Consider the following 11,874-nt stretch of genomic DNA (forward strand, 5'->3'; position numbering starts at 1 on the left):
GGCCGGCGGGAGCGCGTCCCGACCGATGCGTACATCGCAGGGATGACGCAAACCGCTACCGCGGCCGACGCGCCGGGCGCGGTCCCGCCAATACGGTCCGTCACCATGACGGCAGTCGACAGGGCACTCATCGAGTGCGCAGGCGTGACCAAGCGGTACGACGGTGCGACCCCGGCCCTCGCGGGACTCGACCTGCGGGTGCGCGCGGGCGAGGCGCTCGCCGTTCTCGGACCGTCCGGGAGCGGCAAGTCCACGCTGCTCAACCTCGTCGCCGGGCTGGACCGGCCGAGCCAGGGCACGGTGACGGTCGACGGGGTGCGGGTCGACCGGCTCGGCGAGGCGGCGTCGGCGCGGTACCGGCGCGAGCGGATCGGCATGATCTTCCAGTTCTTCAACCTCCTCGACGACCTCACCGTGCTCGACAACGTGCTGCTGCCGGCCCAGCTGGCCCGGACGCCCCGGGCCACGGCGCGGGCGCGGGCGGACGAGTTGCTGGGGTACCTCGGGATCCGCAAGCACGCGGAGACCTATCCCGGCCGGCTGTCCGGCGGGGAGCGGCAGCGGGTCGCGGTGGCGCGGGCGCTCATGAACCGGCCGCCGCTGCTGCTCGCCGACGAGCCCACCGGCGCCCTGGACACCGCCTCCGGCCAGGACGTCCGCCGGCTGCTCACCGAGCTCAACCGCGACGGGCAGACGCTGGTCCTGGTCACCCACGACCTGGCCCTGGCCGAGGCGTGCGCGACCCGGACGATCGAGCTGGTCGACGGGGTGGTGGCCCGGTGAAGCGGCTGGTCATCGCGCTGACGACGCTGCTCGCCGTCACCGCGTCGGTGCTCGCGGCCGGGCTGCTCGTGCAGTCGCGCGGGCCGTTCGAGCGCGCCTTCGCGCGCCAGCAGGGCGCGCACCTCGCCGCCGGGTTCGACGCGGCGAAGGCGACCGCCGACCAGGTCGCGGCGACCGCGCGGGTGGCCGGGGTGACGGCCGCCGCCGGGCCGTTCCCGACCGTCGGCATCCGGCCCCGCACGGTCGCGGCGCACCCGCCGGGCGAGGGCGGGCTCGGCGCGCCGCCCAGCGTCGAGCTGCCCCCGGTGACGATCGTCGGGCGGGCCGACCCCGGCGGCGCGGTCGACCGCCTGGAGCTCACCCAGGGCCGGTGGGCGACCGGGCCGGGTGAGGTCGTGTGGCTGGCCGGCACCGTCCCGTTCGAGCTCGGCGAGCGGTTCACCGCCGGCGGCACGACGCTCACCGTGGTGGGCTTCGCCCGCTCGGCCGGGCAGACCGCGCAGGCCTGGGCCACCCCGGCGACGGTCGAGGCGTTGAGCGGCCCGCGCGGGTTCCAGATGCTCTACCGGCTCGCGAGCGCCGGGACGGACGCCGACGTGACCGCTGCCCGGCAGGCGATTGCGGCCGCGGTACCGCCGGAAGCCCTGACCGACGCCGCCTCCTACCTCACCGTCCGGCGGGTCGCCGAGCGGATGGCCGCGCTGTTCCTGCCCTTCGTGGTCGCCTTCGGCGTGCTCGGCCTGGTCATGTCCGTCCTGGTCATCGGCATCGTGGTCAGCGGCGCGGTCGGGGCGCAGACCAGGCGCATCGGCATCCGCAAGGCGCTGGGCTGCACCCCGGCGCAGGTCGCCCGCCGGTACCTCGCCGAGGCCCTGATCCCGGCCGCGGTGGGCGCGGCGGCCGGCGTGGTGCTGGGCAACCTGGCGGCGGTGCCGGTCCTCGCCGAGGAGGGGGACGTGTTCGGTACCGGCGCGACCGCCCTGGCGCCGTGGATCTCGGTCGTCGTGCCGCTGGGCGCGCTCGCCGTCGTCGCGGTCACCGCGCTCGTCCCGGCGCTGCGGGCGGCCCGGCTGCGCACGGTCGAGGCGCTCGCCGTCGGGCGCACGCCGTCGGTCGGCCGCGGGCGCACGGCCCGGCGGCTGCTCGGCCGCCTGCCGCTGCCCCGCGCGGTGACCCTCGGCCTGGCCGGGCCGTTCAGCCGGCCGGGCCGGTCGGTGACGATCGGCGCGGCGGTCGCGCTCGGTGCGCTCGGCGTGACGTTCGGCGTGGGCCTGGCCCTGTCGGTCGGCGGGGTCCAGTCGGCGCTCAACCGGCGCGACGCCGGCGACGTCATCGTCCGCGCCGGGCGCCCGGGCGGCCCGGCGCCGTCGGTGGCCGCGGTGCGGGCCCAGCCGGGGACCGCGCGGCTGTTCACCACGACCCGGCTGGAGCTGCCCGTCGCCGGGCTGGCCGGCCCGGTCCAGACGGTGGCGTTCGACGGCGACGCATCCTGGGCGACGTACGAGATCCTGGACGGCCGCTGGTTCGCGGGGCCGGGCGAGGCGGTCGTGCCGACCGGCTTCCTCACCGCCGCGGGCGTGCGCGTCGGCGACGACGTCATGGTGGGCGGCGCCGTGCGCCTGCGCATCGTGGGGGAGGTGCTGGACCTGCGCTCCGACGGCATCCGGCTGATCACCGACGGGCGCTCGCTGGCCGGGCTCGAGCTCCTCGACGGCTTCCCCGAGGTCCACGTCGACGTGGCCGACGGCACCGCCCCGCAGGCCTGGGCCGACGCGTTCAACGCCGGGCACGCCGATCTGCACGCCGAGGTGAACACCGGCGAGCTCAGCGGCACGGTCGTCGCCCTGGACACCCTCGCGGGCACGCTGACCCTGCTGCTCGTCGCCGTGGCCGGGCTGGGCGTGCTGAACACGGTCGTGCTCGACACCCGCGAGCGGGTCCACGAGCTCGGCGTGTGCAAGGCCCTGGGCATGGCGCCCCGGCAGACGGTCGCGCTCGTGCTGACCTCGGTGGCCGGCGTCGGCCTGGTGGCCGGCCTGGCCGGCGTGCCGGCCGGCATCGCGCTGCACGGGGTGGTCATGCCGGCGATGGGCCGGGCCGCGGGCACCCGCCTGCCGCCGTCGGTGCTCGACGTCTACGGCCCCGCCCTGGTGACCGCCCTGGCGGCGGGCGGCCTGCTCATCGCCCTCGCGGGGGCGCTGCTGCCGGCCGGCTGGGCCGCCCGCACGAGCACCGCGCGGGCGCTGCGCAGCGAGTAGCGCCGATCGTGGCCGTGGCCCGGGCGCTCGTGGCGCCTGCCGCCGCAGCGGCAGGCGAGACGCTCCGCCACGTGCGCCGGATCAAGTGCAGCGAGGAGTAGGGCTTTCCCTACCCCGGTCGCATGGTCTGCCCTGTGCCGCCGCCGGGCCGATCCGGCGAGGCTCGACGGCATGACCTCGATCGTCGAACTCGTCGCCGTCTCCAAGCACTACCCGGGCGGCCCGACGGCGCTGGACAACGTGTCGGTGGCCTTCGCCGCCGGCACGTTCGCCGCCGTCATGGGGCCGTCCGGGTCGGGCAAGTCGACCCTGCTGCACTGCGCCGCGGCGCTGGACCGCCCGGACAGCGGCCAGGTGCTCCTGGCCGGACAGGACCTCGCCGGGCTGCGCGAGCCCCGGCTCACCGAGGCGCGGCGGCGGCGCGTCGGGTTCGTCTTCCAGCAGTACAACCTGATGGACTCCCTCTCCGTCTGGCACAACGTGCTCCTGCCGCAGCGGCTGGCCGGGGCGCGGCCGGACAAGGGCTGGGCGCGCGAGGTGCTGCGCCGGGTCGGGCTGGCCGGCCGGGAGGACGAGCGGCCGGCGCGGCTGTCCGGCGGGCAGCGCCAGCGGGTCGCCCTGGCCCGCGCGCTGGCCGGCCGGCCCGAGGTGATCTTCGCGGACGAGCCGACCGGCGCGCTCGACCTGGCCAGCGGCCGCGAGGTGCTGGCGCTGCTGCGCGAGGCCGTCGACGACCTCGGCACGACGGTCGTCATGGTGACGCACGACCCGGCCGCGGCCGGCTGGGCCGACCGGGCGGTCTTCCTGGCCGACGGGCGGATCGTCGCCGAGCTGGCCGCCCCGACCGCCGAGCTCGTCGCGGCGCACATGACGGCGGTGATCGCGCGATGATCCGCCTCGCCCTGGGCACGCTGCGCACGCACCGGGCCGCCTATGCCGGGACGTTCTTCGCCACGGTACTGGCGGTGGCCCTCCTCTGCGGCGCCGGTCTGCTGCTCGCGTCGGTGCTGACCGCCGGGCCGCCGGCCGACCGGTTCGCCGCGGCGGACGCCGTCATCTCCGGCGCGCGCGACGTCACTGTCACGTCCTCCAAACCCAAGAAGAAGGACAAGATCAAGACGAAGACCAAGACCGAGCGGCTGACCGGCGCCGGCACCCTGCCGGCCGGCCTGGCCGACCGGCTGCGCGCGGTGCCGGGCGTCTCTCTCGTGGTGGCCGACGCGGCGGCGCCGGTGCGGATCGCCACGCCGGACGGCCGGGCGGTGCTCGGCGCCGACGACGCGCCGGTCATCGCGCACGGCTGGGCTTCGGCGGCCGTCACGCCGTTCACGCTGCGCTCCGGCCACGCGCCGGGCCCGGGCGAGGTGGTGCTCGACGCCGACCTGGCCGGGCGGGCGGGGGAGACGGTCGTGCTGACCTCCCGCACCGGCGTCCGCACGGTGCGGGTCGTCGGCGTCGCGGCGCCGGCCGGCCGGGACGCGCTGCCGGCCCAGGGCGCGCTGTTCCTGGCCGACTCGGAGGTGGCCGCGGTGACCGGCCTCGCCGACCCGACCGCGGTCGCGGTGTTCGGCACCGGCTTCGCACTGCCGCCCGGGATCGGGGAGGTGCTGACCGGCGACGACAAGGTGCGTGCCGACCTGCCCGGCGCGCTGCCCGACTACATCGCGCCGATCTCCATCTTCGGCTTCGTCATCGGGCTCACCGGGTTCGCCGCCGTGTTCGTGCTCACCGGCACCGTGACGCTCGGCGTGCGGCAGCGGCTGCGGGAACTGGCCCTGCTGCGCACGGCCGGCGCGACCCCGGGCCAGCTGCGCCGGCTGCTCGGCCTGGAGAGCCTGCTGCTCGCGGGGCTGGCGGCGGTGGTCGGCGCCCCGCTGGGCGTTCCGTTCGCGGCACTGGTCGCGGGGCGGTTCCGCACCCTCGGCGCGGTGCCGGCCCAGTTCGAGGTCCGGGTGAACGTGCTGGTGGTGCTGGCCGCCGTTCTTGTGGGGCTGCTCGTCGCGTACGCCGGTGCCCGGCTCGCCGGCCGCCGCGCGGTGCGGATCGCGCCCACCCAGGCCCTGGCCGAGACGGCGGTCGCCCCTTCGGGCGGGACCGCGGCGCGCGTGCTCGCCGCGCTCATCACCACGGCCGGCGCGGTCGCGGTGCTGACGTTCGTGCCGCTCGGCGGACCGCTCGGCATGGGGATGAGCTTCGTCGCCACCGCGCTGCTGCTGTGCGCCGTCGCCGCGCTCGGGCCGCTCGCGGTCCGGCCCCTCACCACCATCGTCTCGCGGGTCCTCGGCGCCGGCGGGGCCACCGGGCGGCTCGCCGCGATGGTCACCCGCGCCGAGAGCCGGCGGGTCGCCGCGGTGGCCGTTCCGCTGGTCCTGATGTTCGCCCTCAACGCCGTGATGCTGCTCAACGGCGCGCTCCTCACCGACCTCGCCGCTTCGGAGCAGGCCGCGCGGACGGCCGCGGCGACCGGGCGGGCGCCGGGCGGGATGCCGCTGGCCGAGGCCCGGCGCGTGGCGGCCGCCCCCGGCGTCACCGGCGCGGCGATCACGCTGCCGACGCGGGCGATCGTCGTGCGGGACGGCAAGCCGGAGGACTACGCCGCCCAGGGCCTGCTGACGACCGGCACCGAACCGGCCCTCGACCTCGACGTCCGCGCCGGCGCGCTCGGCGGGGCCGGGACGTTCGCGGCCAGTGCCTACCTCACCGGCCAGTACGGCTGGCACGTCGGCGACACCGTCCCGGTCCGGCTGGCCGACGGCGCCGAGGTCCCGTTGCGCCTGGCCGCCGTCTACGACCGCGCCCGCGGCTTCGGCGACCTGGTCCTGCCGGCCGACCTGGTGGCGGCCCACGACGCCGAGGGCCTGACCGGCGCGATCTGGCTGCGCGGCGGCGGCGGCGGGTCGCTGCCCGATGCGGTGGCGCCGGCCGACTCCAACCAACAGGGCGCGTGGGAGTTGATGGTCGTCGTGTCCCTGGGATTCACGGCGATCGCCGTCGTCAACACGTTCGCGATGGCGGCGGCCGGGCGGCGGCGCGAGTTCGCCGATCTGCGGCTGGCCGGGGCGACGGTGGGGCAGCTGCATCGGCTGGCGGCCCGCGAGGCGCTCATCACGGTCGCCGTCGGGCTGGTGCTGGGTGCCCTGGTCACCGGCGTGGTCACGGGGGTGTTCAGCGTCGCGCAGGACGGCACGCTGCGGCTGTTCGCCGACCCCCGTACCTACCTCACGATGCTCGGTACCGTCGGCGGCCTCGGCCTGCTGGCGGGCGTGCTGCCGGCCCGGTTCGTCGTCCGGTCCCGCTGATCATGGGTAGCATCGGGCCGGTGCTGCTCCGGACGGTCAAGGCCCTGGCGTACCTGGTCAGCGGCCTCGCCGCCGGGGTCGCCGGCCTGGTGTGGGGCGTGCTGGGCACGCTCGTCACCGCGGTGCTGTCAGTCACCCAGCTCGGCGCCCCGGCGTTCCTCGGCGCTGCCTGGGTGACCCGTCGGCTCGCCGGGCTGGAGCGCCGGCGGGCCGGCTGGGTGCTCGGCGCGCCGATCGGCTCGCCCTACGTGCCGGTGCGTGGGCACAGCCTCCGCCAGCGGGTGCTGGCCACCGCCGCGCAGCCGGCGACCTGGCGAGATCTGGCCTGGCTGATCGCCCTGTTCCCGCTCGGCCTGGCCGGTGGCGTCGCCGCCGTCGTGGTCACCGCCGTCGACCTGGGCGCGATCCTGGCGCCGCTGTGGCTGTGGGCGGTGCCGAACCCGCACGCGCCGTTCCCGGCCCGGCCGCTGATGACGACCGTGCCCGGGCGGTTCGCGCTGGTCGTGCTCGGCCTGGCGATGCTGCCGGCGGCCGCCTGGCTCGTCCGCCGGCTGGCCGGCCTGGTCGCGGCGGCCGCCCGGGCGCTGCTGGCGCCGGGCCTGCACCGGCGGCTGGTGGAGGAGACCGAGCGGCTGGCCGCGACCCGCCGCCGCGTGGTCGACGCGCAGGCGGCCGAGCTGCGCCGCATCGAGCGGGACCTGCACGACGGGGCGCAGGCCCGGATCGTCGCGGCCGGGATGACGCTCGCGCTGGCCGCCCGCAAGCTGCGCTCCTCCGCCGATATCGGCGCCGACATCGGCTCGGCGCGGCGGCAGCTGGACGAGGCCCTCGCGGAGCTGCGGCGACTGGTCCGGGGCATCCACCCGCCGATCCTCACCGACCGCGGCCTGCCCGCGGCGATCGCCGCCCTGGCCGGCGACAGCCCGCTCGACGTGACGGTCGCCGGCGACGCCGGCGACCGCTACCCGGCCGCGGTCGAGTCGGCGGCGTACTTCGTCGTCGCCGAGGGCCTCGCCAACGCCGCCAAGCACGCCGGGGCGGGCCGCTGCACGATCACCCTCGCCCGGGCCCGCGACGTCGTGCGGGTCAGCGTCGCCGACGACGGGCGCGGCGGCGCCGACCCGGCCGGATCCGGCCTCGACGGGCTGCGGCGGCGGGTCGAGGCCCTCGACGGCACGCTCATCATCGACAGTCCACCGGGCGGCCCGACCGTCCTGCACGCGGAGTTCCCATGCGCATCGTGATCGCCGAAGACCTGCTCCTGCTCCGTGAGGGCATGGTGCGGCTGCTGACCGACACCGGCCACACCGTGGTGGCCGCCGTCGCCGACGCGACCGGCCTGCTCGCCGCGGTCGCCGAGCACCGGCCCGATCTGTCCATCGTGGACGTTCGGCTCCCGCCCGGGTTCCGCGACGAGGGGCTGCGGGCGGCGCTGGAGCTGCGGGCCGCTGAGCCGGACACCCGGGTGCTCATCGTGTCGCAGTACGTCGAGCGCGCCTACGCCGCCGAGCTGCTCGCCGACGGCCGGGGCGGCGTCGGCTACCTGCTCAAGGACCGGGTCACCGCGCTCGACGACTTCCTCGACGCGATCGAGCGGGTGGCCGCGGGCGGCACCGCCATGGACCCCGAGGTGGTGCGGCAGCTGTTCACGCGCGGCGCTCGCCACCACGGCATCGAGGCGCTCACCGCCCGCGAGCGCGACGTGCTCGACCTGATGGCGCAGGGCCTGTCGAACTCGGCGATCGGCGCCGCGTTGTTCCTCGCCCCGGTCTCCGTCGAGAAGCACATCACCAGCATCTTCGGCAAGCTGGACCTGCCCCCGGCCGACGACACGAACCGCCGCGTGCGGGCCGTGCTGGCGTACCTGAACGGCTAGAACTCCTCCCAGGTGGCCGGGTCCTGCTTGGGGGAGCGGCCGGAGTCGAGCGCGGTGATCGCGGCGACCTCGTCCGGGCTCAGCGTGAAGCCCTCGACGTCGAGGTTCAGCCGCTGGCGCTCCGGGTTGCCGGAGTGCGGTACCGCCGTGATCCCGCGCTCCAGCAGCCAGCGCAGCACGACCTGGGCGCCGGTGACGCCGTGCCGGGCGGCGATCTGCGTGACGACGCCGTGGTCGAGGATGCCGGTGTTGCGCTCCAGCGGGCTCCATGCCTGCACGACGGTGCCGGTGCGGCGGACCGCGTCGACCAGCCCGGTCCGCGGGAACGACGGCGAGACCTGCAGCTGGTCGACCGCGGGCTGCACACCGGTCGCGGCGACGACCGCGTCGAGGTGCTCCGGCAGGAAGTTCGACACGCCGACCGAGCGGATCAGGCCCTCCTGCTGGAGGCGCACCATCTCCTCGTAGGACTCGACGTACCTGCCGACGGCGGGCATCGGCCAGTGGATGAGGTACAGGTCGACGTGGTCGAGGCCGAGGCGGGTCAGCGACGCCTCCAGCCCGGGCCGGGTCGAGTCGCGGCCCTGGTCGCTGCCGCGCAGCTTGGTCGTCACGAAGACCTCGGCGCGGGGCAGGCCGCTCTCGCGGAGCGCGGCGCCGACGGCGTCCTCGTTGCCGTACGAGGCGGCGGTGTCGATCAAGCGGTAGCCGAGTTCGAGCGCCCGCAGTACCGCATCCGTCGCGGCACGACCCTTGAGCGGATAGGTACCGTAACCCAGCGCGGGCATCTCGGCGCCGGAGTTCAGCGTGATCTTCATGGGCTCCACCCTACGAGAGGCATTTGCTTCAGATCGCATTTGATGCGTCGATGTACTGGTGCAAGGTCAGCCGGACCGAGGTGGGCGCGCCGTGGAGCGAGATCGTGATATGGCGATGGCCGCCATCCGGTCCGTCTACCGGATCACGGGGCGCGTCAACACCGGCGTGACGCTGGCCGAGACCCTGCAGCTCATCGTCGATGCGGTGGTCGACGGCGTCGGCTTCGGCGTGGCCGTGGTGAACTACCTCCATCCGGACAAGGTCTACGAGGCGGTCGCGATCGCCGGGTCGGACGAGGCGCGGGAGACGCTGCTCGGAGCGCGGTACCCGGCGGACGAGCTCGACCGCTACCTGGAGCGTGCCGAGCGCTGGGGGCAGCTGCGGTACCTCCCGCAGGAGCGGTTCAGCGACTCCATCCAGTCGTGGGTGCCGGACGTGGTCCCGGATTCCGACCCCGACTCCTGGCATCCGCTCGACGCCCTGTTCGCGCCGCTGCGGGCGCCGAACGGCGAGCTGGTCGGCATCCTCGGCGTCGACCTGCCGGCCGACGGGCGCAAGCCCGGCCCGCTGCAGCGGGAGTTGCTGGAGATGCTCGCCGCGCAGGCCGGGATCGCGATCGACAACGCCAACCTGGTCGAGGCCCTGCGGCGCGAGCGCCGGCAGCTCGCGGCCAGCGAGGCCGCGTTCCGGCTCGCGTTCAACGGTGCCGGCACCGGCATGTGCCTGATCGGGCTCGAGTCCAGCGACCCGGACCGGACCCGGCTGACCCGGGTCAACGCGGCCCTGTGCCGGCTCCTCGGGCGCGACGAGGACGTGCTGCTCAGCATGCGGTTCGCCGACCTGATCCACCCCGACGACGTCGACGAGGGCCGCGCGGTCCTGGCCGGCGCGTTCGGCGGCGTCCCCATGCACGACCACGAGCTGCGCTGCGTGCGCGGCGACGGCGGGGTCGTCTGGGTGTCGGCCACCGTCTCGGTCGTCGCCGGGCCGCCGCCGTTCGCGATCGCCCAGGTGCAGGACATCACCGGCCGGAAGGCGGCCGAGGCCGACCTGGTCCGCCGGGCCTCCCGCGACCCGCTCACCGGCCTGGTCAACCGCGAGGCGCTCGCCGCGCCGCTGGACGCCGCCGTCCGCCGGGCCGGCGCCGACGGCGGCACGAGCGCGCTGCTGTTCTGCGATCTCGACGACTTCAAGGTGGTCAACGACACGTTCGGCCACGACGCCGGCGACGCCGTGCTCGTCGCGGTCGCCCGGCGGCTGGTGTCGCTGGTCCGCCCGACCGACACGGTGGCCCGGCTGGGCGGCGACGAGTTCGTGATCCTCGTCGAGGACCTTCTGATCGACGAGGTCGCCGCGCTCGTCGACCGGGTCGAACGCGTGGTGTCCGCGCCGATCGGTCACGACGGTCACGCTCTGCGGGTGCGGATCAGTGTCGGAGTGGCCGTGATCGACGCCACGATCGCCGGCGCCGGCGCCGCACTGCGCGCCGCCGACCGGGCGATGTACCTGGTCAAGGGCCATCGACACGCATCCCGGGTGACGGGTCGTGTGACAGCGTTCGGTGAGCATGCGGGTGCACCGGGTGGGATCCCGGTGCTGCGGTTGGCCGGGCCGGATAACGCCCAGTAGTGTCGGGTCGTCTGCTCCGGTCGACGGGCGCCCATCGGGTGCCGCCGGGCAGGCGCCGTCGAGTCGCGACGCGTCGCGAGCCGGGGACCCACGTAGTCCTTGGGGTGCATCCGCGCGCCGGCTTCCCAGCCGGCCCGTGGTAGGGCGAATCCTCCCGTCCGAACCCGTCAGCTAACCCGGTAGGCGGCCTCGGAAGGAGTTCAGGCTCGTGCGTCAGCATGCTGGTTCAGATGCTTCTCCGGCGGCCGTGCGCCGCCTTCCCCTCAGACGGGTGAGCCCGGCCTAGCGCTCCTGTTTCGCGTTTCCGCGCGGCACCTTGCTCCACGGTGCCGTGCCGATGACTCCTGCGCTTGTTCGCCTGCTCATTTCGCCTGCTCGTTCGCCTGGTCATTCGCCTGATCATTCGTCTGTGAGGGAACCGTTTCCATGAGAGTTCCGGCACGCCAATTCCATCCACGTCATCGCCGTCCCGGCCTGGTCGTCAAGGCCGGCACCGTCTCGATCGCCGCGCTCTCCGTCACCATGCTGGCGGCGGGCTCCACCGCGTCCACTGTGGACAGCCGCTTCGTGGCGCTCCCGGCGTACGCCGCGTACGAGGCGCCGTCCACGCACGTGCCCACCATGCCGCCACCCACTCCGCCGGCCACCGCTTCGGTCGAGGCCCCGCCGGTCGCCGCGCCGGCCAAGCCGGCCAAGCCGCGGCCGGTCGCCGGCCTCGACCAGCGCCAGATGGACAACGCCGCGACCATCGTCCGGCAGGGCCGTTCCCAGGGGATGCCCCAGCGGGCACTGGTCGTGGCGATCGCGACCGCGATGCAGGAGAGCGACCTGTACAACGTCGCGAGCAGGACCGTCCCGGCGTCGCTGGACCTGCCGCACGAGGGCCTGTCGTCGGACCACGACTCGGTGGGCCTGTTCCAGCAACGGACCAGCCAGGGCTGGGGCACCGTCGCGCAGCTCATGGACCCGGCCCACTCGGCGGCGCTGTTCTACAGCGCGCTGTCGCGGGTGCGGGGCTGGGAGCGCATGAGCGTGACGGCGGCGGCGCAGGCGGTGCAGCGCTCGGCCTTCCCCGACGCGTACCAGAAGCACGCCGCGAAGGCCGAACAGGTGGTCGCCGCCCTCTCCTGACCGCCCCGCCCGCCCGTGGCCCCGCCCGGCCCGGCCCCGCCCGCCCGTGGCCCCGCCCGGCCCGGCCCCGCCCGCCCGT

General features: G+C 75.8%; 9 protein-coding genes and 1 riboswitch. Of the genes, 8 read left to right on the forward strand and 1 reads right to left on the reverse strand.

Annotation, left to right across the window (positions count from 1 at the left end):
* Window positions 1-105: 105 nt before the first annotated feature.
* The 6 genes from IEZ31_RS47860 (at window position 106) to IEZ31_RS47885 (ending at window position 8,216) form a co-directional block, all read left to right on the forward strand.
* Window positions 106-783 carry an ABC transporter ATP-binding protein gene (locus IEZ31_RS47860; protein ID WP_190256796.1) on the forward strand — a complete coding sequence of 226 codons (678 nt, stop codon included), beginning with the start codon at window positions 106-108 and terminating at the stop codon, window positions 781-783.
* Window positions 780-3,041, forward strand: a complete 2,262-nt coding sequence (locus tag IEZ31_RS47865) for an FtsX-like permease family protein (protein WP_229836987.1) — start codon at window positions 780-782, stop codon at window positions 3,039-3,041. Before IEZ31_RS47860 ends, IEZ31_RS47865 begins: the two co-directional genes overlap by 4 nt.
* 171 nt (window positions 3,042-3,212) lie before the next feature.
* The gene (locus IEZ31_RS47870) at window positions 3,213-3,932 is read left to right on the forward strand and encodes an ABC transporter ATP-binding protein (RefSeq protein WP_190256798.1); all 720 of its coding nucleotides are present in this window, start codon (window positions 3,213-3,215) and stop codon (window positions 3,930-3,932) included.
* Complete coding sequence (locus IEZ31_RS47875) at window positions 3,929-6,340, forward strand: FtsX-like permease family protein (protein WP_190256799.1); 2,412 nt, start codon at window positions 3,929-3,931, stop codon at window positions 6,338-6,340. Before IEZ31_RS47870 ends, IEZ31_RS47875 begins: the two co-directional genes overlap by 4 nt.
* Before the next feature lie 20 nt (window positions 6,341-6,360).
* Window positions 6,361-7,584, forward strand: coding sequence for a sensor histidine kinase (locus tag IEZ31_RS47880; protein ID WP_190256800.1), 1,224 nt, complete (start codon window positions 6,361-6,363; stop codon window positions 7,582-7,584).
* Window positions 7,572-8,216, forward strand: coding sequence for a response regulator transcription factor (locus IEZ31_RS47885; RefSeq protein ID WP_190256801.1), 645 nt, complete (start codon window positions 7,572-7,574; stop codon window positions 8,214-8,216). Before IEZ31_RS47880 ends, IEZ31_RS47885 begins: the two co-directional genes overlap by 13 nt.
* Here the strand turns inward: IEZ31_RS47885 and IEZ31_RS47890 are convergent.
* Window positions 8,213-9,034 carry an aldo/keto reductase gene (locus IEZ31_RS47890; RefSeq protein ID WP_190256802.1) on the reverse strand — a complete coding sequence of 274 codons (822 nt, stop codon included), beginning with the start codon at window positions 9,032-9,034 and terminating at the stop codon, window positions 8,213-8,215. The two genes, IEZ31_RS47885 and IEZ31_RS47890, sit on opposite strands and share 4 nt — an antisense overlap.
* A gap of 91 nt (window positions 9,035-9,125) precedes the next feature.
* Between IEZ31_RS47890 and IEZ31_RS47895 the strand changes: the two genes are divergently transcribed.
* The gene (locus IEZ31_RS47895; protein WP_229836989.1) at window positions 9,126-10,664 is read left to right on the forward strand and encodes a sensor domain-containing diguanylate cyclase; all 1,539 of its coding nucleotides are present in this window, start codon (window positions 9,126-9,128) and stop codon (window positions 10,662-10,664) included.
* Window positions 10,665-10,710: 46 nt separating this feature from the next.
* Window positions 10,711-10,865: riboswitch (cyclic di-AMP (ydaO/yuaA leader) on the forward strand.
* Between the two features lie 225 nt (window positions 10,866-11,090).
* Window positions 11,091-11,795, forward strand: coding sequence for a hypothetical protein (locus IEZ31_RS47900; protein WP_190256804.1), 705 nt, complete (start codon window positions 11,091-11,093; stop codon window positions 11,793-11,795).
* The last annotated feature ends 79 nt before the right edge of the window (window positions 11,796-11,874 follow it).

The sequence above is a fragment of the Dactylosporangium sucinum genome (assembly GCF_014647515.1).
Taxonomy (GTDB): Bacteria; Actinomycetota; Actinomycetes; order Mycobacteriales; family Micromonosporaceae; genus Dactylosporangium; species Dactylosporangium sucinum.

Coding starts and splice junctions, on each gene's coding strand:
- IEZ31_RS47860 (WP_190256796.1), top strand. CDS start 106: ATGACGGCAGTCGACAGGGCACTCATCGAGTGCGCAGGCGTGACCAAG.
- IEZ31_RS47870 (WP_190256798.1), top strand. CDS start 3,213: ATGACCTCGATCGTCGAACTCGTCGCCGTCTCCAAGCACTACCCGGGC.
- IEZ31_RS47875 (WP_190256799.1), top strand. CDS start 3,929: ATGATCCGCCTCGCCCTGGGCACGCTGCGCACGCACCGGGCCGCCTAT.
- IEZ31_RS47885 (WP_190256801.1), top strand. CDS start 7,572: ATGCGCATCGTGATCGCCGAAGACCTGCTCCTGCTCCGTGAGGGCATG.
- IEZ31_RS47890 (WP_190256802.1), bottom strand. CDS start 9,034: ATGAAGATCACGCTGAACTCCGGCGCCGAGATGCCCGCGCTGGGTTAC.
- IEZ31_RS47900 (WP_190256804.1), top strand. CDS start 11,091: ATGAGAGTTCCGGCACGCCAATTCCATCCACGTCATCGCCGTCCCGGC.